The organism is Geodermatophilus sp. DSM 45219, from assembly GCF_900104025.1.
Classification (GTDB): Bacteria; Actinomycetota; Actinomycetes; order Mycobacteriales; family Geodermatophilaceae; genus Geodermatophilus.
This window is the reverse complement of sequence record NZ_FNIQ01000002.1, coordinates 349,335-370,952: the sequence shown is the minus strand read 5'-3', so window position 1 is coordinate 370,952 and position 21,618 is coordinate 349,335. Positions and strand designations below refer to the sequence as shown.

Annotated in this window: 20 protein-coding genes and 2 riboswitches; of the genes, 13 read left to right on the top strand and 7 right to left on the bottom strand. The window is 75.5% G+C overall.

From position 1 onward, the window contains the following. Nucleotides 1-51 precede the first annotated feature (51 nt). Both BLR12_RS06725 and BLR12_RS06720 read right to left on the bottom strand, forming a co-directional pair. Entirely contained in the window at nucleotides 52-1,017 is a 966-nt protein-coding gene (locus BLR12_RS06725) for an NADPH:quinone oxidoreductase family protein (RefSeq protein WP_091375272.1), read from the bottom strand. Nucleotides 1,018-1,123: 106 nt separating this feature from the next. Beyond that, entirely contained in the window at nucleotides 1,124-1,630 is a 507-nt protein-coding gene (locus tag BLR12_RS06720) for a DNA-directed RNA polymerase subunit alpha C-terminal domain-containing protein (RefSeq protein WP_091375270.1), read from the bottom strand. Nucleotides 1,631-1,729: 99 nt separating this feature from the next. Between BLR12_RS06720 and BLR12_RS06715 the strand changes: the two genes are divergently transcribed. Next, nucleotides 1,730-2,572, top strand: coding sequence for an alpha/beta hydrolase (locus BLR12_RS06715; protein WP_091376542.1), 843 nt, complete (start codon nucleotides 1,730-1,732; stop codon nucleotides 2,570-2,572). A gap of 194 nt (nucleotides 2,573-2,766) precedes the next feature. Further along, nucleotides 2,767-2,941, top strand: a riboswitch (cyclic di-AMP (ydaO/yuaA leader). A gap of 1 nt (nucleotide 2,942) precedes the next feature. Beyond that, entirely contained in the window at nucleotides 2,943-3,761 is an 819-nt protein-coding gene (locus BLR12_RS06710) for a LysM peptidoglycan-binding domain-containing protein (RefSeq protein WP_091375268.1), read from the top strand. 63 nt (nucleotides 3,762-3,824) lie between these two features. On the opposite strand, the gene BLR12_RS24355 is transcribed toward BLR12_RS06710, so the two are convergent. Beyond that, complete coding sequence (locus BLR12_RS24355; protein WP_176832386.1) at nucleotides 3,825-3,977, bottom strand: hypothetical protein; 153 nt, start codon at nucleotides 3,975-3,977, stop codon at nucleotides 3,825-3,827. 388 nt (nucleotides 3,978-4,365) lie between these two features. Beyond that, nucleotides 4,366-4,518: riboswitch (cyclic di-AMP (ydaO/yuaA leader) on the top strand. A gap of 238 nt (nucleotides 4,519-4,756) precedes the next feature. Between BLR12_RS24355 and BLR12_RS06705 the strand changes: the two genes are divergently transcribed. Genes BLR12_RS06705 through BLR12_RS06690 form a run of 4 tightly spaced genes read left to right on the top strand, consistent with a single transcriptional unit; the run spans nucleotide 4,757 to nucleotide 7,244 of the window. Then, nucleotides 4,757-5,641 carry a VldE C-terminal domain-containing protein gene (locus tag BLR12_RS06705; RefSeq protein WP_091375266.1) on the top strand — a complete coding sequence of 295 codons (885 nt, stop codon included), beginning with the start codon at nucleotides 4,757-4,759 and terminating at the stop codon, nucleotides 5,639-5,641. Nucleotides 5,642-5,682: 41 nt separating this feature from the next. Continuing rightward, nucleotides 5,683-6,309, top strand: coding sequence for a class I SAM-dependent methyltransferase (locus tag BLR12_RS06700; RefSeq protein WP_091375264.1), 627 nt, complete (start codon nucleotides 5,683-5,685; stop codon nucleotides 6,307-6,309). Continuing rightward, nucleotides 6,306-6,860 (top strand): hypothetical protein, encoded by a 555-nt coding sequence (locus tag BLR12_RS06695; RefSeq protein WP_091375261.1) that lies wholly within the window; start codon nucleotides 6,306-6,308, stop codon nucleotides 6,858-6,860. Before BLR12_RS06700 ends, BLR12_RS06695 begins: the two co-directional genes overlap by 4 nt. 6 nt (nucleotides 6,861-6,866) lie before the next feature. Next, a complete protein-coding gene (locus BLR12_RS06690; RefSeq protein ID WP_091375258.1) occupies nucleotides 6,867-7,244 on the top strand; it encodes a hypothetical protein in 378 nt (125 codons plus the stop codon). Between the two features lie 73 nt (nucleotides 7,245-7,317). Here the strand turns inward: BLR12_RS06690 and phaZ (BLR12_RS06685) are convergent, their stop codons facing one another. Beyond that, nucleotides 7,318-8,562 (bottom strand): polyhydroxyalkanoate depolymerase, encoded by a 1,245-nt coding sequence (phaZ, locus tag BLR12_RS06685; protein ID WP_091375254.1) that lies wholly within the window; start codon nucleotides 8,560-8,562, stop codon nucleotides 7,318-7,320. Nucleotides 8,563-8,657: 95 nt separating this feature from the next. Beyond that, complete coding sequence (locus BLR12_RS06680) at nucleotides 8,658-10,247, bottom strand: acyl-CoA synthetase (RefSeq protein ID WP_091375251.1); 1,590 nt, start codon at nucleotides 10,245-10,247, stop codon at nucleotides 8,658-8,660. A 131-nt stretch (nucleotides 10,248-10,378) separates the two neighbouring features. Here BLR12_RS06680 and BLR12_RS06675 point away from each other — a divergent pair, with 131 nt between their 5' ends. From BLR12_RS06675 to gdhA, 4 genes are all read left to right on the top strand, one after another. Further along, entirely contained in the window at nucleotides 10,379-12,082 is a 1,704-nt protein-coding gene (locus tag BLR12_RS06675) for an AMP-binding protein (RefSeq protein WP_091375248.1), read from the top strand. 16 nt (nucleotides 12,083-12,098) lie between these two features. Continuing rightward, nucleotides 12,099-13,238, top strand: coding sequence for an acyl-CoA dehydrogenase family protein (locus BLR12_RS06670; protein ID WP_091375245.1), 1,140 nt, complete (start codon nucleotides 12,099-12,101; stop codon nucleotides 13,236-13,238). Between the two features lie 332 nt (nucleotides 13,239-13,570). Then, on the top strand, nucleotides 13,571-14,203 hold the full coding sequence (locus tag BLR12_RS06665) for a superoxide dismutase family protein (protein WP_091375242.1): 633 nt from the start codon (nucleotides 13,571-13,573) through the stop codon (nucleotides 14,201-14,203). 117 nt (nucleotides 14,204-14,320) lie between these two features. Next, a complete protein-coding gene (gene gdhA, locus BLR12_RS06660; protein WP_176832385.1) occupies nucleotides 14,321-15,670 on the top strand; it encodes an NADP-specific glutamate dehydrogenase in 1,350 nt (449 codons plus the stop codon). Nucleotides 15,671-15,687: 17 nt separating this feature from the next. Here the strand turns inward: gdhA and BLR12_RS06655 are convergent, their stop codons facing one another. Next, complete coding sequence (locus BLR12_RS06655) at nucleotides 15,688-16,653, bottom strand: NADPH:quinone oxidoreductase family protein (protein ID WP_091375240.1); 966 nt, start codon at nucleotides 16,651-16,653, stop codon at nucleotides 15,688-15,690. A gap of 182 nt (nucleotides 16,654-16,835) precedes the next feature. Here BLR12_RS06655 and BLR12_RS06650 point away from each other — a divergent pair, with 182 nt between their 5' ends. Genes BLR12_RS06650 through phaZ (BLR12_RS06640) form a run of 3 tightly spaced genes read left to right on the top strand, consistent with a single transcriptional unit; the run spans nucleotide 16,836 to nucleotide 20,637 of the window. Then, nucleotides 16,836-18,530, top strand: a complete 1,695-nt coding sequence (locus BLR12_RS06650) for a PHA/PHB synthase family protein (protein ID WP_091375237.1) — start codon at nucleotides 16,836-16,838, stop codon at nucleotides 18,528-18,530. After that, nucleotides 18,527-19,750 carry an acyl-CoA dehydrogenase family protein gene (locus BLR12_RS06645; protein ID WP_091375234.1) on the top strand — a complete coding sequence of 408 codons (1,224 nt, stop codon included), beginning with the start codon at nucleotides 18,527-18,529 and terminating at the stop codon, nucleotides 19,748-19,750. The genes BLR12_RS06650 and BLR12_RS06645 overlap by 4 nt, the downstream gene beginning before the upstream one ends. Beyond that, nucleotides 19,747-20,637 carry a poly(3-hydroxyalkanoate) depolymerase gene (phaZ, locus tag BLR12_RS06640; protein WP_218120571.1) on the top strand — a complete coding sequence of 297 codons (891 nt, stop codon included), beginning with the start codon at nucleotides 19,747-19,749 and terminating at the stop codon, nucleotides 20,635-20,637. Before BLR12_RS06645 ends, phaZ (BLR12_RS06640) begins: the two co-directional genes overlap by 4 nt. Here phaZ (BLR12_RS06640) and BLR12_RS24350 read toward each other — a convergent pair. Next, nucleotides 20,576-21,571 (bottom strand): GNAT family N-acetyltransferase, encoded by a 996-nt coding sequence (locus BLR12_RS24350; protein WP_176832384.1) that lies wholly within the window; start codon nucleotides 21,569-21,571, stop codon nucleotides 20,576-20,578. The genes phaZ (BLR12_RS06640) and BLR12_RS24350 overlap by 62 nt on opposite strands. Nucleotides 21,572-21,618: the final 47 nt, after the last annotated feature.

The window sequence follows — 21,618 nt, the reverse complement described above, 5'->3', positions numbered from 1 at the left end:
TCCGGGGCCCGCGCCGAGCTTGCGGGGCGTGGGGAGGAGGGTGGTCCTTCTTCAGCGGACCCGGAGCAGCACCTTGCCGGTCGCGCGGCGCTCGTCGAGCTCGGTGACCGCGGCCGCGGCGTCGGCCAGGTCGTGCACCGTGCCGAGCACCGGGTCCAGCGCGCCGCGCTCGAGAAGCGGCTGCAGGTCCCGCCACTGCTCCTGCACGTAGCCGGGGTCGCCCGTCCAGAAGGCGCCCCAGCCGACGCCGACGACCGAGACGTTGTTGAGCAGCAGCCGGTTGACCTTGACCGTGGGGATCTCCCCGCCGGTGAAGCCGAGGACCAGCAGCCGGCCCTCGCGGGCGAGGCTGCGCAGCGAGTCGGTGAACCGGTCGCCGCCCACCGGGTCGGCGACGACGTCGACGCCGCGGCCGCCGGTGAGCTCCTTCACCCGCTCGCGGAAGCCGTCGGCGAGCACCACCTCGTCGGCGCCCGCGGCCCGCGCCGTCGCGCCCTTGGCCTCGCTGGACACCACGGCGAGCACGCGGGCGCCGTAGGCCTTGGCCAGCTGGATGCCCGCCGTCCCCAGGCCGCCGGCCGCGCCGTGCACCAGCACCGTCTCGCCCTCCTGCAGCCGGCCGCGGCGGACCAGCGCGAAGTGCATGGTCAGGTAGTTCATCGGCAGCGCCGCGCCCTGCTCGAAGCCCACGCCGTCGGGCAGCGGGAACACGAAGCCCGGGTCGGCCGCGGCCACCTCGGCGAAGCCGCCGAAGCCGGGGAAGGCCGCCACCCGCTGGCCGGGCTGCAGGCCGCTGCCCTCCGGCGCGCTGCGGACGACGCCGGCGACCTCGCTGCCGGGGACGAACGGCAGCTCCGGCTTGACCTGGTACTCGCCGCGGCTGAGCAGGACCTCGGGGAAGGTCACGCCGGCGACGTGCACGTCGATGACCACCCGGCCGTCCGCGTCGGGCTCGGGGACGTCGACCACGGAGATGGCCGAGGGGCCGTCGAGGGTGGCGATCTGGGCGGCGCGCACGGGTCCTCCTGCACGGTGGGGAACGACGACCGCGCGAGCTTGTCAGAGCCGGCGACCGGCGGCGCGCCGGCCTCGGGTGCCCGGGCGGCGCCTCCGGGCCTCGGCGCTACCCGCGGAGCAGCCGCCGCAGCCGGCGGGCGGGCTCCCGGACGGCGAACAGGGTCAGCCGCAGCGGCAGGGTCGCCGCGGCCGAGCCCAGCGCCACCCCGAGGCGCCACAGGTCGGCGTAGTCGGGCGGCCGGGGGGCCGACGGCACGGGATCGGCGGGGGGAGGGGTCGCCGGCACGATCAGGTCGACCGTCGTCCGGCGGCGGGTCGAGCGCAGCGACTCGAAGGACGGGATCGCCGGGGCGGCCGGCGACTCCTCGTCGTCCCCCGGCGGGGCGGGCTCCGGCGGCGCGAGGCGGCCGGGCGGCTCGGGGACGACGCGGCGGATGGCGGCCACCGTGCCCGGGCCCAGCCCGTTGACGGCGACCAGCTCGGCGCGGGTGAGTGCGGCCAGCTGCTCGGTGGTGGTGATCCCGGCCCGGGTCAGCGCGGTGACCGCCCGCGCCGGCAGGCCCAGGTCGCGGACGGTCCCTCCGGGCGCGGCGCCCGGCGACGTGCTCGGCATGGCCTCCAACCTAGGGCCGCCCGGCGACCCGCGGGCAGCCGGTCCGCCGGCTGCTGCAGGATGCGCTGGCACCGCCACCCCGACGAGGAGGTCCGCCCGATGACCGCTGCCCGGCCCGCGCACACCGAGGGCACGCTGTCCTCGGGGCAGTACCGGCAGGCCTGGACGGTGCCCGGGCCGGTCGGCGCCGTCGTCCTGGTGCACGGCGCGCACGAGCACGGCGGCCGCTACCGGTACGTCGCCGAGCGGCTGGCCGCCGCGGGTTACGCGACGCACGCCGTCGACCACCCCGGCCACGGCCGCTCGCCGGGCCGGCGCGGCAACATCGGCAGCATGGCCGCCGCCGTCGACGGCGTCGCCGCGCTGGTGCGGTACGCCGGCGAGCAGCACCCCGGCGTCCCGCTGTTCGTCTACGGGCACAGCCTGGGCGGGCTGGTCGCCCTGCAGTACCTGACCGGGACGCCGGACCCCCGGGTCACCGGCGCGGTGATCTCCGCGGCGGCGCTGGACACCAGCGCCGCGAACGCCGTGCAGCGGACCGTGGCGCCGTTGCTGTCCCGCGTGCTGCCCGACGTCGGGGTGCTGCAGCTGGACGCGGAGGCGGTCAGCCGGGACCCGGAGGTGGTCCGCGACTACCGGACCGACCCGCTCAACCACACCGGGAAGATGGTCGCCCGCACCGGCGCCGAGCTGATGACCACCGCGCTGGCCATGCCGCAGCGGCTGCCCTCGCTCACCCTGCCGCTGCTGGTCCTGCACGGCACCGCCGACCGGCTGGTCCCGCCGGCCGCGAGCGAGGTCGTCCGCGCGCACGCCGGCTCCGCGGACCTCACGGTGAGGACCTACGAGGGGCTCTTCCACGAGCCGCACAACGAGCCGGAGAAGGACGCCGTGCTCGGGGACGTCGTCGCCTGGCTCGACGCGCACCGCACCCCCCGCTGACCGCCTCCCGGCGACCGGGCCGCCGTCCGACGTGACGGGCGACGCAGTCGGCCGACACGCCGGAGCGACCTGCGGCGCGCCGTTCCGGGACCGGATTGTGACCGGCGTCACGACGACAGTTCACATGACTGCACGTAGCGTTTCGTGTGCGCTCAGCAAAGAAGAGCGCGGCGCCGGTTCCGCCAAACCCTGCCCACCGGTTGCCTCCAGATCCCAGGGCAGGGGTGGGGGACCCACGACCACGGCGCGCTCCGACCCGGGCACAGACCCCGGGCTCCCGCGCGCCTCGGGGTGAAGCCGCGAGACCGCGGCCGGGCACCGATCGCCCGAACCCGACAGCTCACCTCGCCGGCGGTGATCGGAGATCACCATGGCCAAGCACCGCGCACCCCGTTACGTCCGCACCAAGAAGGTGCTCGCCAAGGCGCCCGTCGCCGCCGGCGCCACCGTCGTCGGGTTCGGCGTCCTGAGCTCCCCGGGCCAGGCCCTCGCCGGGACGACCGCCCCCCTCCCCACGCACGCCGTCGAGCTCCCCGTGGCGGCCACAGCCGCCGCCGCGGACGCCGGCCACACCGTCGAGCGCGGGGACACGATCGCGAAGATCGCCGCCGCCCACGGCCAGTCGTGGCGGGACCTGTACCAGCGCAACGTCACCGTCATCGGCGCCGACCCGAACCGGATCTTCCCCGGTCAGGTGCTGGTGACCGCGGCGTCGGAGCCGGCCGCCCCGGCGCCGGTGGCCGGCTCGGTCGGTCAGTCGGCTCCCGCTGCCGCCGCCCCGGCGCTGCCGCTGGCCGCTGCCGCTCCGCTACCCGCCCCGGCGGTCACCGCCGAGATCACCAACAGTGCCGGGGACGTGGCCCCGCAGGTGCAGGCCGCCGCGAACCGGGTGGTGAGCGAGGTGCCCGGCGCCGGCTCGATCACCCTCGGCGGCACCCGCCCCAGCGCGACGGACCCGAACGGCCACCCGTCGGGCCTGGCGCTGGACTACATGGTCGGCAGCGACGCCGCCCTCGGCGACGCGATCGTCGCCTTCCACGTCGCCCACTGGGACGAGCTGGGTGTCGAGTACGTCATCTGGCAGCAGCGGATCCTGACCTCGCCGACCGGCGCGTGGAAGGCCATGGCCGACCGCGGCAGCGCGACGGCGAACCACATGGACCACCCGCACGTCAACTACGTCGGCTGATCCTCCGCGGCCCCGTCCTCCCCGCCCCGGGCCCGCGAGGGGCGGGGAGGACGGGGTCCTCCTTCAGAGCAGCCGGTCGAGGTCGTCCGGGCCCGGGCCGGTGCCGCCGGAGTCGGGCAGCGGCGAGGTCTCGGGCACGTCGTCCTCGGGTGGCTCGGCGGTGACCGGCCCCTCCGCGTAGAGGGTGCTGGGGTCCCGCGGGTCCATCTCGCTCATGGGGAGGAGGTGCCCCGCCGCACCGCGGGGAACCCCCGGTCCGCGACCGGGCGCCACTGCGCGACCGGTCCCGGTGCCCGCGACGGGTCCCGTCCGTCGGGCTGCCGGCCAGGGGCGGGGCCGGCGCCCGGCGAGGCTCGGACGTCGTGGACACCTGTTGCGGAACCGGTGGGTCGCCAGCATGCTGACCGCGGGCGGAGCCCCGGGAGGGTTCCTGGGTGAGCTCCGCCCGCCAGCTCCCCGGCGCCGCCGTAGCAGCCCGGGTCGGCGGACCGGTGGGTCCGCGACGCGTGTCACGCACGAGATCGGCGACCGCGGATTGTCACAGCTGCATAACGCAGCTACGGTCGATGCGTCCGGTCGGTCGTCACGCCCCCGTGGGGGGCCCGCCCGGACGCCGCCGAGTCGCCCTCCGGGGCGAGCCGGGGACCCACCGCAGTACTGGGGTGAATCCCGCTCCTGGACGCACGTCCGGGTGCAGGTAGGGCTGCTTCCCGCCCGAACCCGTCAGCTAACCCGGTAGGCGGCTCACGGAAGAACGGAGAGCCGCCGGATGGCGTGCCCCTGCCCTGCCGCACCAGCCCGCCGGCTCCGGACCCGGGTGCGCCGCCGCACCTGACCCGACGAGGACGCCCGCCGGCTCCCGACCGAGCACCCGCGCTCGACCGGCTCCCAGCCGCTCCCCCCGCGAGCAGCGGCGTCCCGCACGGCCACTCCCCGTCACCCCGCAGCGCCCCGTCGCGCCGCTGCGCCCGCACGCCTCGGAGACCCCCCACCCCATGTCACGCCGCATCACCTACGGCCGCCCCGCCCGCTCGCGCCGCCGTCCCCCCGCTGCCGTCCGCCGTCCCGCGCTGTACCTGGGCGTGGCCACCGCCGGCGCCGTCCTGGTCGGCGTCGTCGTCGGCCCCGAGCCCGCCGCCCAGGCCGAGGCCGTCCCGGCGGCGACCGTCAGCGTCGCCCAGGAGCTCGGGCTGACCGCCCAGGCCGCGCCGCTCGACGTGACCGAGCAGCTGCAGCCGCTGCAGGACCTGGCCGCCAGCCGCAGCAGCCGCGAGGCCGCGGAGACCGCCGCGCAGCAGGCCCAGGCCGCCGCCGACCAGGCGGTGCTCGACCGGCAGAAGGCCGAGGCGGAGGCCGCCGCCAAGGCGAAGGCCGAGGCGGAGGCGGCCGCGAAGGCCGCCGAGGAGGCCGCGGCGGCGCAGGCGGCCCAGGCGTCCGCGACCGCGGCCGCTCCCGCACAGGCCGGTGAGGCCGCGCCCGCCGCCGCTGCCCCGCGGGCCGCGGCCGCGGCCGGCGCGGTCGCGAAGATCACGAACAGCTCGGGCCCGGTCGCCGCCGTGGTGCAGGCCGCCGCGAACGCCGTGGTGAGCAACGTGCCCGGCGCCGCCTCGATCACCCTCGGCGGCACCCGGCCCAGCGCCGCCGACCCCGGTGGGCACCCGTCGGGCCTGGCGCTGGACTACATGGTCATGAGCGACTCGGCACTCGGCGACGCGATCGTCGAGTACCACATCGCGCACTGGGACGAGCTCGGTGTGGACTACATCATCTGGGAGCAGCGGATGCTCTCCTCGCCCGGCGGCTCCTGGAAGTCGATGGCCGACCGCGGCAGCCGCACCGCGAACCACATGGACCACCCGCACGTGAACTACCGGGGCTGACCCGCCGGTTACCCCCGGCGCCTCCGGGGCAGGACGGCACGATGCCGACCAGCCGCCCCGTCCCGCCGACCCTCGTCGACGCCAACCGGCTCTGGGTCAACTCCCGCCTCCGGGCGCTGGCGCAGCGCCGCATCGAGGCGCCCCTCCTGCTCCGGCTGGGCGGGCGGGTCCCCGGCGGCCAGGTGCTCGAGCTCGGCACCGGCCGCCGCGGCACCGGGCTGCGGCTGGCGCTCGAGGTCTTCGGGGCCGGGCACGCCGACGGCGTCGAGCGGTTCGGCGCGAGCGTCGCGGCCTGCCGGGAGGCGGTGCGCGACCTGGGTACGCGGGTCGACGTGCAGGAGGGCGACGCGACGTCGCTGACCGCCGCCGCGGCGGCCTACGACGCGGTGTTCGGCTACCACGTGCTGCACCACAGCGACGCGTGGCGGGACGTCGTCCGGGAGGCCGCCCGCGTGCTGCGCCCCGGCGGGCGGTTCTATTCCTGCGAGATGACCGCGCGGTTCGTCGACAGCCGCCCGCTGCGGGCGGTGTCGCGGCACCCGGCCGACGGCGACCGGCCCACCCCGGAGGGCATCGCCGCCGCCTGCCGCGGCGCCGGGCTGACCGTCGTCGGCCAGCAGACCCGGCTGGCCGGCTGCTGGACCGCCCTCGTCGCCACCCGCCCGTGACGCCGGTGGGCGTGGTGCGCGCCGCCCTGGCGGCCCTGGTCCGGCACCGGCGCCCCGCCTACCTCGCCGCGCTGCTGGCCACGGCCGTCAACACCGTCCCCGACGTGGCACGGCAGCTGCTCGTGCACGACAGCCCGAGCGTCGTGGCCGCCCTGCTGGTCGACGTCGTCGGCTTCGGCACCGCCCTGGTCGCCCAGCTGTGGGTGACCGGCGCGGTGGCCGCGCTGCCCGGCGGCGGGCGGCTCGCCCCGCGCGGGGCGCTGGGGCGGGGCACCGGCCTGGCGCTGCGCGCGGTCCGGACGGCGCCGGGTGCGGTCGCGCTGGGCGTCGTCCTCGGGGGAGCGGTCTCCGCGCTGCTCACGCTGCCGCCCTCGATCGCCGCGCTCGGCGTCGACGGCGTGCTCGGCCCGCTCGACGCACCGGGCGCCGTGGCCTTCGCCGTCGCCACGGTCAGCGACGGGGTGGCCAGCGTCGTCACCCTGCCGTTCCTGGCGATGGTGCTGGTCATCGCCGCAGGGCGCCGGTTGGCGCGGTCGCCCGGCGGGCAGTGACCGGCCATGGCGAGGGACTGGGACGTCACCCGGAAGACCATCGGGACGCTGTCGATCTGGATCGGGACGGCGGCGCTGTTCGCCCCGCGGGCGCTGCCCCGCCTGCTGGGGGCCGACGACACCGGCACGCGCACCGACGTGCTGCTGCCGCTGCTGGTCCGGCTGGCCGCGGCCCGCAACATCGCGATGGGCGCGGCCCTGCTGGTCACCCCCGCGCCGCAGGCCCGGCGGACGACGGAGGTCACCCTGCTGCTGACCGCGCTCGACGCCGCGGCCGTGCTGGTGGCGCGCCGGGGCGGTGACGTGGCGCCGCGCAGCGTCGTGCTCTCCTCGATCGTGCTCGGCACGTCCGCGTACGGCGCGGTCCGCTGGCACCGCCGCTGACCGCCGGCCGCCCCGCGGTCCTGGGCGTCGCCGTCCTGCTGCGGGCCCGGGCGCGGGCCGCCCGCCGTCCCGGTCAGCCGACCGGGACCACCTCCCGCGCGGCCTCCTGCTCGGCGATGAAGGCGCGCAGGACCGGGTAGATCTCGGTCTCCCAGCGCGAGCCGGCGAAGACCCCGTAGTGGCCCACGCCCTGCTGCAGGTGGTGGCGCCGGTGCTCGGCCGGGATCCCGGTGCACAGCGCGTGCGCGGCCTCGGTCTGCCCGGGCGAGCACATGTCGTCCTGGGCGCCCTCGACCGTGAGCAGCGCGGTGTGCTCGATGGCGGAGGGGTCGACCGTCCGGCCGCGCCAGGTGAAGACGCCGCGGGGCAGGTCGTGCTCCATGAAGACGCGGCGCAGCGTCTCCAGGTAGAACTCCGCGGGCACGTCCATGACCGCGCCGTACTCGTCGTAGAAGGCTCGGGTGGTCGCCGCCGTCGCCTCGTCGCCGGCCACCATGGCCCGGTACATCGCCACGTGCGCGCCGAGGTGTCGCCGCGGGTTCAGCGACATGAACGCCGTCAGCTGCGCGACCCCGGGGTAGACCCGCCGGCCGGCGCCCGGGTACTGCGCCGGGACCGTGGTGGTCAGCATCCGCTCGTACCGCGACAGCGGGTGACGGCCGGCGGTCTCGTTGACCCGGTTGGGGTTGACCCGGGTGTCGATGGGCCCGGCCATGAGCGTGACGCTGCGGGGCTGGGCGGGGTCGCCGTCCGCCGCCAGCAGGGCGACGGCGGCGAGCACCAGCGGTGCGGGCTGGCACACGGCCAGGACGTGGGTGTCCGGGCCGAGGTGCCGGATCGCCTGGACGACGTGGTCGACGTACTCGTCCAGCCCGAAGCGCCCCGCCGCCACCGGGACGTCGCGTGCGTTGTGCCAGTCGACGACGTACACGTCGTGGTCGGCGAGCAGGGTGCGGACCGTGGGCCGCAGCAGCGTGGCGAAGTGGCCGGAGATCGGCCCCACGACCAGCACCTGCGGCTGGCCGGCGACGTCGGGCTTGGTGAAGTGCAGGACGTCGGCGAACGGCGTCGACAGCACCGGCTCCACGGCCACCTCGGCCGGCCGGCCGTCGACGTCCACGGAGTCGATGCCCCACTCCGGGCGGACGTGCGTGGGCCGGGCGTCGGCGACGATCCGGCAGGCGGCCCGCACCCGGCGGGCGGCGGGGAGTGCGGCCAGCGGCGCCGGCAGCGCCTCCAGGGCCCGTGCGGTCAGCGCCGTCGTCGTCCGGGCCGGCGCGGTCAGCCGCTGCTGCCACTGGTACGCGGTGTAGAGCACGGGTCCTCCGGTGTCGCTCGGGTGTGGTCCGTGCCACACGTACCGGACGGTAACCGACGGCTCCGGGTGCGGCCCGGCGGGACTCGCCGGGCCGGTCAGCCGGCCAGGTCCGCGAACGTCGTCCGCAGCTCGCGCTTGAGGATCTTCCCGCTGGCGTTCTTGGGCAGGGTCTCGGCGACGGCCACGTACCGCGGGGTCTTGTAGCCGGCCAGCCGCTCCCGGCAGAACCGGACCAGCTCGTCGGGGTCCACCGTCCGCCCCTCGCGGAGGACGACGACCGCCGCCACCGCCTCGATCCACCGCGGGTGCGGGATGCCGAAGACGGCGACCTCGGCGACCGCGGGGTGCTGGTGGACGACCTCCTCCACCTCCCGGCTGGCCACGTTCTCCCCGCCGGTCTTGATCACGTCCTTCTTGCGGTCGACCACGGTGGTGAAGCCGTCCTCGTCCATCACGCCGAGGTCGCCGCTGTGGAACCAGCCGTTGCGGAACGCCTCCGCGGTCTTCTCCGGGTCGTTCCAGTAGCCGGCGGTGGCGTGCGGGCTGCGGTGCACGATCTCGCCCTCCACGCCGGGGCCCACGGGCCGGTCGGCCTCGTCGACGATCCGGGTCTCGCTGTTGACCACCGCCGTGCCGGCCGACCCGGGCTTGCGCAACTGGTCCTCCGGCGACAGCACCAGGGCGAGCGCGGACATCTCGGTCTGGCCGTAGAAGTTGAACAGCGCCGTGCCCGGCAGCCGGCGGCGCAGCTCCTCGACCACCGCCACCGGCATGATCGACGCGCCGTAGTAGCCCTTGGCCAGCGAGGACAGGTCGCGGCGGTCGAAGTCGGGGTGGCGCAGCAGCCCGATCCACACCGTCGGCGGGCAGAACAGGCTGGTGATCCGCTCCCGCTCGACGGTCTCCAGCACCGTGGCCGGGTCCGGCCCGTCGAGGACGACGTTGGTGCCGCCCAGGTAGAGGTTCGGGTTCAGGAAGCAGTGCTGGGCCGCGACGTGGAACAGCGGCAGCGCGTGCAGGACGACGTCCGCGGCGCTGTAGCGCCCGTCGACGATGCAGCTGACGTACTGGCCGACCAGGCTGCGGCTGGTCATCATCACCCCCTTGGGCCGCGACTCGGTGCCGCTGGTGTACATCAGCTGCAGCACGTCGTCGTCGGCGACGGGGACCTGCGGCGCGGTCGCGTCGTCGTGCGCCGCCCAGGTCCCGAACGCCTCCCAGCCGCCGGGCGGGTCCCCGTCCCCGCCCAGGACGCCGCGGACACCGACCTCGCCCACCCGCCCGGCCTGCTCGATCGCCCCCTGCGCCACCGGCAGCAGCGCGGCCTCGGCCACGACGCCGGTGGCCCCGGAGTGGTCGAGGATGTAGGCGACCTCGCCGGCACCCAGCATGAAGTTCACCGGGACGGCGATGGCGCCCAGCCGGGCGAGGGCGAAGGTGAGCACCACGTAGCCGTCGTCGTTGTGCGACAGCAGCGCCACCCGGTCGCCCTTCGCCACGCCGCGGGCGGTGAGCGCGTTGGCGACCCGGTCGACCACGGTGTCGAGCTCGGCGTAGGTGTGGGACCGGTCGCGGAAGCGCAGCGCCGTCCTCCGCGGCACCCGGGCCGCGGAGCGCCGCAGCAGGTCGCCGAGGGCGTGCCGGCGGGCCTCGGCGATGGTCGCGGTGAGCGTCTCGTCGAACACGGTTCCACTCCTGTGGCCTGCGGGTTCCGGGCTGGACGGGGCCTAGAGTGACATGCGCCACGCGGCGTCCGGAGGTCCGAGCACCCGGAGCCCGCCGGGCGCACCCGCCGACGCGCAGGGAGGACCCCGCCATGGACGTCACCGCCGCCTACCGGGCGAGCCGGGACCAGCTGCTGGCCGTGCGCGGCCGGCACGAGGCGGCGGTGGCCGAGTTCCGCTGGCCGGAGCTGGGGGAGCGGTTCAACTGGGCGGTCGACTGGTTCGACGCGGTGGCCCGGGACAGCGACCGCCCGGCGCTCGTCGTGGTCACCGAGGACGGGACGACGACGCGGCGGACCTTCGCCGAGATGACCCGGGCGTCGGACCGGCTGGCCGCCTGGCTCGCCGGCCGCGGCGTCGGCAAGGGCGACCCGGTGCTGCTCATGCTCGGCAACCAGGTCGAGCTGTGGGAGTCGATGCTCGCGGTGATGAAGCTCGGCGCGGTGATCATGCCGACCACCACCGCGGTCGGCACCGCGGACCTGGTCGACCGGATCACCCGCGGCGGTGCCCGGCACGTCGTCTGCAACGCCGCCGACGTCGGCAAGTTCGACGACGTCCCCGGCGACTACACCCGGATCAGCGTCGGGCCGGCCGGGGGCTGGGCCGACCTGCACGACGCCGCGGCGCTCGAGCCCACGCCCGTGGGGCACCCGGGCACCGCGCCCGGCGACCCGCTGCTGCTGTACTTCACCTCCGGGACGACGTCGCGGCCGAAGCTGGTGGAGCACACCCAGGTCTCCTACCCGGTGGGGCACCTGTCGACGGTGTACTGGCTGGGGCTGCAGCCCGGCGACGTGCACCTCAACATCTCCTCGCCGGGCTGGGCCAAGCACGCCTGGTCCTGCTTCTTCGCCCCGTGGATCGCCGAGGCGACGGTGCTCGTCTACGACTACCGGCGCTTCGACCCGGCCGCGCTGCTGACCCTGCTCCGCGAGCAGGGCGTGACCACCTTCTGCGCGCCGCCCACCGTGTGGCGGATGCTGATCAACGCCGACCTGTCCGGCGGGCCCGGCGCGCTGCGCGAGGTCATCGGCGCCGGGGAACCGCTCAACCCGGAGGTCATCGAGCAGGTCCGGCGCGCCTGGGGGCTGACCATCCGCGACGGCTACGGGCAGACCGAGACCACCGCGCAGGTCGGCAACACGCCCGGGTCGGAGGTCAAGCCGGGGTCGATGGGCCGCCCGCTGCCCGGCGTCCCGGTGGTGCTGGTCGACCCGCTGACCGGCCGCCGGGTCGAGGGCCCGGGCGAGGGGGAGATCTGCCTGGACCTCGCGCAGCACCCGCTCCCGCTGATGACCGGCTACCAGGGCGACTCCGGGCGCGCCGCCGAGGCGATGGCCGGCGGGTACTACCACACCGGGGACGTCGCCACGGTCGACGCGGACGGCTACATCACCTACGTCGGCCGCACCGACGACGTCTTCAAGGCCAGCGACTACAAGATCAGCCCGTTCGAGCTGGAGTCGGTGCTCATCGAGCACCCGGCGGTGGCCGAGGCGGCCGTCGTCCCGGCGCCCGACCCGCTGCGGCTGGCCGTGCCCAAGGCCTACGTCGCGCTGGCGCCCGGGCACGAGCCGACCGAGGAGACCGCGCTGTCGGTGCTCCGCTACGCCCGCGAGCGGCTCAACCCCTACCAGCGGGTGCGGCGGATCGAGTTCGCCGAGCTGCCCAAGACCATCTCGGGGAAGATCCGGCGGGTGGAGTTGCGGGCCCGCGAGCAGGAACTCGCCGGCGCCGACAGCCGTTCGGGCGTCGAGTGGCGCGACGACCAGTTCCCCGAGCTGAAGAACTGACCCTGGAGGGCCTGCCGTGACCGTGGACCGCCTGCTGCCGAGCGAGGAGGCCGAGGACCTGCTCGCCCTCGTCCGCGAGGTCGCGGACAAGGAACTGGCCACCCGGGTGGATGAGCACGAGCGCGCCGAGAGCTATCCCGAGGGGCTGTTCGCGACCCTGGGGGAGCTGGGGCTGCTCGGCCTGCCCTACCCGGAGGAGCTGGGCGGCGGCGGGCAGCCCTACGAGGTCTACCTGCAGGTGCTCGAGGAGTTCGGCGCGCGCTGGGCGGCGGTGGCCGTGGCGGTGTCGGTGCACGGGCTGTCCTGCCACCCGCTGGCCACCTTCGGGACGCCGGAGCAGCAGGAGCGGTGGCTGCCGCGGATGCTGGCCGGGGAGCTGGTCGGCGGGTACTCGCTGTCCGAGCCGCAGGCCGGGTCGGACGCCGCCGCGCTCGCGTGCCGGGCGGAGCGGACCGACGGCGGGTACCGGGTGACCGGCACCAAGGCGTGGATCACCCACGGCGGCAAGGCCGACTTCTACGCGCTGTTCGCCCGCACCGGCGAGGGCTCCCGCGGCATCTCCTGCTTCCTCGCACCCGGGCAGGTCGAGGGCCTGTCGTTCGGCCGGCCCGAGGAGAAGATGGGCCTGCACGCCATCCCGACCACGATGGCCAACTGGGACGGCGCGCTGATCGACGCCGACCGGCTGATCGGCACCGAGGGCCAGGGGCTGCCGATCGCGTTCTCCGCGCTGGACTCCGGGCGTCTCGGCATCGCCGCGGTCGCCACCGGGCTGGCCCAGGCGGCGCTGGACTCCGCGGTCGACTACGCGCACGAGCGCAGCACCTTCGGGCGGAGGATCATCGACCACCAGGGCCTGGGGTTCCTGCTGGCCGACATGGCCGCGGCCGTCGACACCGCGCGGGCCACCTACCTCGACGCCGCCCGCCGCCGCGACGCCGGCCGTCCCTACAGCCGCCAGGCGTCGGTGGCCAAGCTGGTCGCCACCGACGCGGCGATGCGGGTGACCACCGACGCCGTCCAGGTGCTCGGCGGGTACGGCTACACCCGCGACTTCCCCGTCGAGCGCTACATGCGCGAGGCCAAGGTCATGCAGATCTTCGAGGGCACCAACCAGATCCAGCGCCTGGTGATCAGCCGCCAGCTCGCCCGCTGACGGGTCGACCTCGAACCCCGGGGTGCGGCGTGGGGGACGGCCCCGTCGGGAGGACCGGGGACCCGGTCACCGGAGCCGGGACGGCCGGCGCACCCGGGACACCTCCTGTGCGACCTCACCGGGTGCACGCCGGCTGGGTCCGTTCCTCCCCCTCGACCCCGCCGGGACGCGCCGGGACGCGCCGGCCTGCGGGCCGCCGTCCTCCTGGCCTCGCCGCGGCGTGTCGTGGCGGCACGCCGGGCGCACGCCGGCGGCCGAGGACCGAAGGTCCTGGCCCGGGAGCGCGGCCCGGAGAAGCCTGGGGAACCGCCGAGACCGAGGAGGAGGACCCCATGCGCCGACCGGTCGTCCCCACCGTCCTGTCCGCCTGTGCGCTCGCCGCCGCCGTGGGCGGTTGTGCGGGAGACGAGGAGGCGCCGTCCGCGTCCTCCGGCGGGGTCTCGGCGGCTGCGGACTCCCCGCCGGCCGGGGCCGGGGGGCTCACCGCGCGGCTGGTCGACCCCGAGGGCGGGGAGGTGGGCGTGGCGACCCTGAGCGAGGCGGACGGGGGCACCCGGGTCGAGGTGGAGGTCACCGGCCTGGCGCCGGGCTTCCACGGGTTCCACCTGCACGCCGTCGGCCTGTGCGAGCCGGACAGCCCCAGCCCGACCGATCCCTCGATGACGGGCGACTTCCTGTCCGCCGGCGGGCACATCGGTGCCGGTGAGACCGACCACGGGGACCACCCCGGCGACCTGCCCGTGCTGTACGTGACGGAGGCGGGCACCGGGACGCTGACGGCCGTCACCGACGCGCTGACCCTCGACCAGCTCGACGACGAGGACGGCAGCGCGGTGATGGTGCACGCCGACCGGGACAACTACGCCAACGTCCCCGAGCGCTACGCGCCCGGTGGCCCGGACCAGATGACCCGGAACACCGGTGACGCCGGCGGCCGCATCGCCTGCGGACCCGTCGAGGGCTGATCCGCCGGCGTGCCCGGCGCCCGAGATCCTCGTACCTTCTCCGGAGCGGCTCCACGGCGGCCGGCAGACGCCGGTGGGCCGCTCGGGCAGACCGCGGGGACGAGGAGTGCAGAGACAGTGGACGCAGACGTGCCGGCGGTCGTGGAGCGGATCTACGACGACGTCCTCCGCCGCAACCCGGGCGAGACCGAGTTCCACCAGGCCGTCCGCGAGGTGCTCGAGTCCCTCGCCGTCGTGCTGACGCGGCACTCCGAGTACACCGAGATGAAGACCGTCGAGCGGATCTGCGAGCCCGAGCGGCAGGTCATCTTCCGCGTGCCGTGGCAGGACGACCGCGGCGAGGTGCACATCAACCGCGGCTTCCGGGTGGAGTTCAACTCGGCGTTGGGCCCCTACAAGGGCGGCCTGCGGTTCCACCCGTCGGTCAACCTGAGCATCATCAAGTTCCTCGGCTTCGAGCAGGTCTTCAAGAACGCCCTCACCGGCATGCCGATCGGCGGCGGCAAGGGTGGCTCCGACTTCGACCCCAAGGGCCGGTCGGACGCCGAGATCATGCGCTTCTGCCAGTCGTTCATGACCGAGCTGTACCGGCACCTGGGGGAGTACACCGACGTACCGGCCGGCGACATCGGCGTCGGCAGCCGCGAGATCGGTTACCTGTTCGGCCAGTACAAGCGGATCACCAACCGCTACGAGTCCGGCGTCCTCACCGGCAAGGGCCTGGGCTGGGGCGGCTCGCTGGTGCGCACCGAGGCCACCGGCTACGGCGCGGCCTTCTTCGCCGACGAGATGCTCGAGGCGCGCGGCGAGTCCTTCGACGGGCGGCGGGTCGTCGTCTCGGGGTCGGGCAACGTGGCGGTCTACGGCGTCGAGAAGGTGCACCAGCTCGGCGGGACGGCGGTCGCCTGCTCGGACTCCAGCGGCTACGTCGTCGACGAGAAGGGCATCGACCTCGACGTCCTCAAGCAGGTCAAGGAGGTCGAGCGGGGCCGGATCGGCGACTACGCCGACCGGGTGCCCTCGGCGACCTTCGTCGAGGGCGGCAGCATCTGGGACGTCCCGTGCGACCTCGCCATCCCCAGCGCCACGCAGAACGAGCTGGACGGCGACGCCGCGGTGACTCTGGCCCGCAACGGCTGCCGGTACGTCGTCGAGGGCGCCAACATGCCCTCCACCCCGGATGCCGTGCGGGTCTTCCGCGAGGCCGGGATCGCGTTCGCGCCGGGCAAGGCGGCCAACGCCGGCGGGGTCGCCACCTCCGCGCTGGAGATGCAGCAGAACGCCTCGCGCGACCGGTGGACCTTCGAGCACACCGAGGCCCGCCTCGAGGAGGTCATGCGGGACATCCACACCCGCTGCCACGAGACGGCCGAGGAGTACGGGTCGCCGGGTGACCTGGTGCTCGGGGCGAACGTCGCGGGCTTCCTCGAGGTCGCGGAGGCGGTGCACGCCCTCGGGCTGGTCTGAGCAGCTCGCCGCCGCGCTCAGTCCCGGACGCGGACGAGCACCCGGCCGACCGCGCGCCGCTCGTCCAGCGAGCGGAGGGCCTCGGCGGTGTCGGCGAGGGGGTGCACCGCGCCGATCGGCGGGTCCACCGCCCCGGAGCGCAGCAGCGGTTCCACGTCGCGCCACTGCTGCCGGGGGTACTCCGGCTCGGCCCGCCAGAGCTCGGCCGAGGCCACCCCCACCACGGTGGTGTTGCCCGGCAGCAGCCGGTCGACGGCGACCGCGGGGATGCCCCGGCCGGTGAAGCCGAGGACGAGCAGCCGGCCCTCGCGGGCCAGGCAGCGCAGCGAGTCGGGGAACCGGTCGCCGCCGACGGGGTCGACGACCACGTCCACCCCGCGGCCGCCGGTCAGCCGGTGCACCGCGTCGCGGAAGCCGTCGGCCGGCACGACGTCGTGCGCGCCCGCGGCGCGGGCGACCTCCGCCTTCCGGGCGCTCGACACGACGGCGACCACCCGCGCCCCGGCGGCGGCCGCGAGCTGGCAGGCCGCCGTCCCGAGGCCGCCGGCCGCGCCGTGCACCAGGACCGTCTCGCCGGTACGCAGCCGCGCCCGGCGGCCGAGGGCGAGGTGCGCGGTCAGGTAGTTGAGGGGCACCGCCGCCGCCGCGTCGAACGGCACGGTGTCCGGCAGCGGGAAGACCATGGCGGGGTCGACGGCGACGGTCTCGGCGAGGCCGCCCAGGACGGGCATGGCCGCCACGCGGTCCCCGGCGCGGAAGCCGCCGGCGTCCGCCCGGACGACGCCGCTGACCTCCCAGCCCGGGACGACGGGCAGCTCGGGACGGAGCTGGTACTCCCCGCGGGTCTGGAGCACGTCGGGGAAGGCGACCCCGGCACACCGGACGTCGACGACGACCTGGCCGGCGGCGGGCCGGGGCTCGGGCACCTCGAGCACGCGGACGGCGTCCGGCCCGTCCCGTGACGTGATGACGGCGGCACGCATGCCTGCCTCCCCCTGGTCGCCGGAACCCGCCCCCGCAGCTACCCCGTCCAGGTGGGATCGAGGCGTGCGACGCCCGTCCCGTGGGCATGGGTCCGGGTGGCACGGGCATGATGCGGACGGCGCCCGGTGACCCGGTGCGTACGCCGGGCACCACGGACGGGGTTCTCCTGGGAGGGGCTGGCATGACATCGGTCGACGACTCACGTGAGGTGGCCGGGGCTGCCGGCCCCCTCGACCTGCTGCTGACGCAGGCGGCCCAGGGGACGGTGCGGCGGCTGTCCCCCGGGAAGCCGGGTCTGCGGTTCCTGGGCGGGCTGGCCCGCCGTCCGGACAAGGTGGCCGCGCGCGCCCGGGAGCTGGCCGGTCAGCTCGCGCAGATCGCCGTGGGCACCAGCGACGTGGCCCCCTCCAAGCGGGACCGGCGGTTCGCCGACCCGGCGTGGACGGAGAACCCGCTGCTGCGGCGGCTGGTCCAGGCCTACCTCGCCACCGGCGAGACCGCCCTGGGCCTGCTGCACGACGTGCCGCTGGAGTGGAAGGACGCCGAGCGGGTGCGCTTCGCCGGCACCAACCTGGTCGACGCGCTCGCGCCGAGCAACAACCCGCTGATCAGCCCGGTGGCGTGGAAGGCCCTCATCGACACCGCCGGCGCCAACCTCGTGCGGGGGCCGCGGAACCTGGTGCGCGACCTGGCCAGCCCGCCGCGGGTGCCGACGATGGTCGACCCGGACGCCTACGAGGTGGGCCGGGACCTCGCCGTCACCCCCGGCGCGGTGGTGCTGCGGACGCCGGTGTTCGAGCTGATCCAGTACCGGCCGACGACCGAGACCGTCCGCACCGTGCCGGTGCTCATCGTGCCGCCGACGATCAACAAGTACTACGTGCTCGACCTCGCGCCCGGGCGCAGCCTGGTCGAGCACCTCGTCGGCCAGGGCCAGCAGGTCTTCATGGTGTCCTGGCGCAACCCCGACGCCCGGCACCGCGAGTGGGGCTTCGACACCTACGTCACAGCCATCCTCGACGCCCTCGACGCGGTCGAGGAGATCTGCGGGGTCGAGTCCACCAACCTCATGGGCACCTGCTCGGGCGGCATCCTGGCCAGCATGACCGCCGCCGTCCTGGCCGCGAAGGGCCGGCAGGACCGGCTGGCCAGCCTGAGCCTGCTGGTCACCGTGCTGGACCAGACCCGCGCCGGCCTGCTCGGCGCGACGATGGACCCGGACACCGCCGCACAATCGGTCGCGGCCTCCCGGCGCGCCGGCTACCTCGACGGCCGCAGGCTCGCCGAGGTGTTCGCCTGGCTGCGGCCCAACGACCTGATCTGGAACTACTGGGTCAACAACTACCTGCAGGGCAAGCGCCCGCCGAAGTTCGACATCCTGTCCTGGAACTCCGACACCACCCGGATGACCGCCCGGCTGCACGCGGACTTCGTCGACATGGCTCTGGGCAACAAGCTGACCCACCCCGGCAGCGTGACGGTGCTCGGCACCGAGGTGGACCTGAGCCAGGTCACCGTCGACTCCTACGTGCTGGCCGGCTCCGCGGACCACATCTGCCCGTGGCAGTCGTGCTACCGCAGCAGCCAGCTGCTCGGCGGCAAGATGCGCTTCGTGCTCTCCACCAACGGGCACATCGCGGCGCTGGTCAACCCGCCGGGCAACCCGAAGTCCAGCTACCGGGTCACCGACGACAACTCCGCCCCCGTCGAGGAGTGGTCCGACACCGCCCGCACCGAGAAGGGCTCCTGGTGGCCGGACTACAGCGCCTGGCTCGGCGAGCGGTCCGGCCCGGACAAGGACGCGCCCGAGGAGCTCGGCAGCGCCCGCTTCCGGGTCCGCGAGGCCGCGCCGGGCAGCTACGTGCGGGACTCGTGACCGCACACTCCCGACCGGAGGGGACCGACGTGGAGCTGGCCGAGGGCATCGGCAACGCCCTGTCCACCGACTACTTCCAGCTGCGCGAGGACCTCTCGCCCGAGCAGCTGGACCACCTGCTGCGCACCCGGGCCTTCGTCGAGGACGAGGTGCTGCCGGTGATCAACGGCTACTGGGAGCGCGCCGAGTTCCCCCGGGAGCTGGCCGAGAAGCTGGGCGCGGCGGGCCTGGTGGGCGACGGCATCGAGGGCTACGGCTGCCCGCCGATGGACGCGCTGTCGGCGGGCCTGGTGCACATGGAGCTCAACCGCGGCGACGGCAGCCTGGGCACCTTCCTCGGCGTCCAGGCGGGGCTGGCGATGAAGTCGATCGCCATGCTCGGCTCGGAGGAGCAGAAGCAGCGCTGGCTCCCCGCCATGGCCCGCTGCGAGGCCCTCGGCGCGTTCGCGCTCACCGAGCCCGACCACGGCTCGGACTCCATCGCCCTGGAGACCTCGGCTCGCAGGGACGGCGACTCCTACGTCCTCGACGGGTCCAAGAAGTGGATCGGCAACGGCACCGTCGCCGACGTCGTCGTGGTGTGGGCCCGCGACACCGAGGACGGGCAGGTCAAGGGCTTCCTCGTCGAGAAGGGGACGCCGGGCTACCGGGCGCGCCGGATCGAGGGCAAGGGCTCGCTGCGGGCGGTGTGGCAGGCCGAGATCGAGCTCGAGGACGTGCGCGTCCCGGCGGAGAACGTGCTGCCGGGCGGGCGCAGCTTCAAGGACACCGGCGCGGTGCTGGCCACCACCCGGGGCTCCTGCGCCTGGATGGCACTGGGCCACGCCGTCGCCGGCTACGAGGCGGCGCTGACCTACGCCGGGCGGCGCACCCAGTTCGGCAAGCGGCTGGTGGAGTTCCAGCTGATCCAGGAGCGGCTGGTCGGGATGCTGGCCAAGGTCACCTCGATGCAGCTGTACTGCCGCCGGCTGGCCGACCTGGCGCTGGCCGGCCGGGTCGAGCCCACGCTGGCGGGGCTGGCCAAGGCGCACAACACCTCCACCGCCCGGGCGGTGCTGGCCGAGGCGCGCGACCTGCTCGGCGGCAACGGCATCCTGCTGGACTTCCACGTCATCCGGCACATGGCCGACATCGAGTCGATCCACACCTTCGAGGGCACCGAGACCATCCAGACCCTCATCGTCGGCCGGGACATCACCGGCGCCTCGGCGTTCGCGTGACGGCGGGGCACGAGGCCCGCGTCCGCAAGGTCGAGGTGGGGGAGGTCCGGCTGCGGACGTCGGTCCGCGGCGAGGGCCGCCCGCTGCTGCTCGTCACCGGTCTGGGAGCGAGCCTGGACCTCGCCGAGCCGTTCGAGCGGGCGCTGGTCGCCCGGGGACGGCAGGTGGTCAGCTTCGACGCGCCCGGCATCGGCGGCTCGACGCCCTACCGGAGCCCGCGGCGGATGCCGGGGCTGGTGCGCACGGTGACCGGGATGCTCGACGTGCTCGGGTACGACGAGGTCGACGTCTTCGGCGTCTCCCTGGGCGGTGTGGTGGCCCAGCAGCTGGCCAAGCAGGCGCCGCACCGGGTGCGGGGCCTGGTGCTCGCGGCCACGGCCCCCGGGGTGGGCGGCATGCCCGGTGCGCCGTCCGCGCTGCTGCACCTGACCACGCCGCGCCGGTACCGCGACCCCGAGCACTACCTGCGGATCGCCGGGAGCATCTACGGCGGCATGGCCCGCACCGACCCCCGCCGGCTGCTGCAGTCGGTCGTCGGCCGGGTGCGGCCCCCGTCGGCGATCGGCTACCTCGGTCAGCTCTACGCGATCACCGGGTGGAGCAGCATGCCGTGGCTGCACACCCTGCGGCAGCCGACGCTGGTCATCACCGGGGACGACGACCCGATCATCCCGCTGGTCAACGGGCGGCTGCTGGCCTGGCGCATCCCGGACGCGACGCTGCACGTCGTCCGGGGCGGGGGGCACCTGTTCATCCTCGAGCGCCCCGACGAGATCGCCGGCCTGGTGACCCGCTTCCTCGACGGCGAGCGGCTGGGGGAGACGGTCAGGGTCGACGCGTCCAGGTGGACAGCCCGCCCGCCGGGCGGAACCCCAGCGCCTCGTTGACCGCGACCATCGGCCGGTTGGTCTCGGCGTTGTAGGTGCTGATCCGGCGCACCTGCGGCAGCGTCGCGGCCAGCTCGCGCAGCACCGCGGTCTTGACGCGGGTGCCGAGCCGGTGGCCGCGGTGCTCGCGCAGCACCAGCGTGCCGCTCTGGTCGGCCCGCTCCGGCGTCGCCAGCGGCACGTGCAGGTCGGTGAAGGCCACCAGCCGGCCCTCGCGCACCGCGCCGGCGGACAGCACCGTGCGGTCCCGGGCCACGTGGACGGCCTCCTGCTCGCGCACCCGGGCGGCGTCCCAGTCCTCCTCCTCGACCGGCACGTCGCCGCTCGGGGCGTCGGTGGACATCCGGCGGCTGAGCAGCGCCCGGTCCTCGAGGAGGCTGTCCGGCGTCCGGTCCCGCCAGGTGACGACCTCGTAGCCCGTGCTCGCCGCCCGGGCCCCGGCCTCCAGGGCGGATAGCCGCTGCTCGTCGACCGGGAGCAGCAGGTCGCGGCGGGTCTCCCGCAGGTCGCACGCCCACCCGTGGTGCAGGGCGAAGGCGCGCCCCGGCGCCGCCGGCCCGGGCTCGTCGACCTCGGCGATCAGCGTGGACCTCCCGGCGGCCGCGGCCAGCCGGGCGCCGTCGGCGAGCAGCGCGCTGCCGACTCCCCGGCGGCGGTGCGCCGGGTGCACGGCCACGTCGAGGTAGGCGACCGCCGGGTTGTCCCGCACCGGCAGCAGCACCCGGAGCGCGCCGACGACGGCGCCGCCGTCGACCGCGGCCCGGTGGGTGCCCTGCAGCGCGCCGCCCGGCGTGGTGAGCCGCCGTCCCAGGGCGACGTGGTCGCTCGCCGGCCGCGGCGCCTCGCCCGGCCGGTCGGCGCGCTGGGTCGCCGCCCACACCTCGCACCAGCCGGTGAAGGCTGCCTCGTCGGGGCCGGTCTCGAGGATCTGCACCTCCCCGTTGTAGCGAGGGGCGCAATCGCGTTTCCGGGCCCCGCTGC